Origin of the sequence: Pontitalea aquivivens, from assembly GCF_046507575.1 — a bacterium.
Taxonomy (GTDB): Bacteria; Pseudomonadota; Alphaproteobacteria; order Rhodobacterales; family Rhodobacteraceae; genus Pontitalea; species Pontitalea aquivivens.
This window is the reverse complement of sequence record NZ_JBKFEY010000076.1, coordinates 1-1,461: the sequence shown is the minus strand read 5'-3', so window position 1 is coordinate 1,461 and position 1,461 is coordinate 1. Positions and strand designations below refer to the sequence as shown.

Sequence of the window (1,461 nt, the reverse complement as noted above, 5' to 3'; positions counted from 1 at the left end):
GTCCCCGAAGCGGCGGTCGCGGCAGTGGGCGAAACCCTGCGCGAACAGGGGCTGGCGGCGCCGGCGGCAGGTGGCGGCGGCATGACCTTCCTGCAGGCGCGGACGGCCAACGAGGTGCTGAAGGCGCATGAACGCCGGATCCGGCTGCAAAAGCTGAAGGGCGAACTGGTCGACCGTGCCCGGGCGGAAACCCTGATGTTCCGGCTCGCGCGCGAGGAACGCGATGCCTGGGTGACCTGGCCCGCACGGGTGGCGGCGCTCATGGCCTCGGAACTGACCGCGGGCTCGGGCGAGGGGGGCACCGTCGCCGCGGCGCAGATGCAGAAGGTTTTGGAAACCCATGTCCGTGCCCAGCTCGACAGCCTTGCCGAAATCCGGGCCCGCATTGAATGACGATGTTGCAGGTTTCGAGGGCGCTGAACGGTTGCTGCGCGCCTGGGGCAGCGGGATCCGGCCCGATCCGGATCTGACGGTCTCGCAATGGGCCGATCGGCATCGCTGGTTGTCGTCCCGCGCCTCGGCCGAACCGGGGCGCTATCGCACAGCGCGCACGCCCTACATGCGCGAAATCATGGATGCGCTCTCGCCGTCGAACTCGGCGCAGCGGGTGGTGTTCATGAAGGCTGCGCAGGTGGGGGCGCCTCTGGCCCTCGATACCCCTGTTCCTACCCCGTTCGGTTGGACCACAATGGGTTCGATTGTCGAAGGTGATCTCCTTTATGACGAAGGTGGGCGCATTTGCCAGGTCACCGGTCTGTCGCCGGTGTTCGTGGATCGGCCCTGCTTCGAGGTCGTATTTGATGACGGTGAGATAATTGTTGCAGATGGGGATCATCGCTGGCCAGTGTGGGATTTTACGAACGACCGTCCCGTCGCTCGTACGCTCAGCACGGCAGAGATGGTTGGGCGTGTAACCATCGGCGCAGCCGGGAAGCGCCGGCGCTATGCCATCGACTGCTGTGCCCCTGTTGACATGCCGGATCAGGATTTAATCCTGCATCCCTATCTTCTGGGGCTTTGGCTTGGCGACGGTTCGTCGATCATGAATCATATCTCGGTTCACGAAGATGATGCCGAAGTGGTTGATCATCTGCGGGCCTGTGGTGTTGAGGCAGAGTTTCGGCTGCCGCATTGGCGAAAGGGCAGGATTGCGAATGTCGTGATCGATCCGACATTTCGAATGCGTCGCGAGGATGGCGCATCGTTTTCGGCATGTTTCCGGTCGCGCTTCGTGACACGTTTGCGGCAGCTGGATGTTCTCGATAACAAACATGTGCCACTGGAATATATGCGGGCAAGCCGATGGCAGCGACTGGAACTTGTCCGTGGACTGATGGACTCTGACGGGACAATCTCGCCAGACGGAAAGCGGTGCGAGTTCTCGAATGCCGATCGCGGGCTGATCGATGCAATGATCGAACTGCTGCGCGGGCTCGGCTACAAGCCCGCCGTCTACCACAG

Annotated in this window: 1 protein-coding gene and 1 pseudogene; both read left to right on the top strand. The window is 62.6% G+C overall.

All coding sequences use genetic code 11. The features are described 5' to 3' along the window. Window positions 1-393 (top strand): annotated as a pseudogene (locus ACK8OU_RS20140) (hypothetical protein); the annotation flags it as partial. Next, window positions 341-1,461: phage terminase large subunit family protein (locus ACK8OU_RS20135; protein ID WP_410305113.1), on the top strand; the 1,121-nt coding region annotated here is incomplete at its 3' end. The pseudogene ACK8OU_RS20140 and the gene ACK8OU_RS20135, both read left to right, overlap by 53 nt.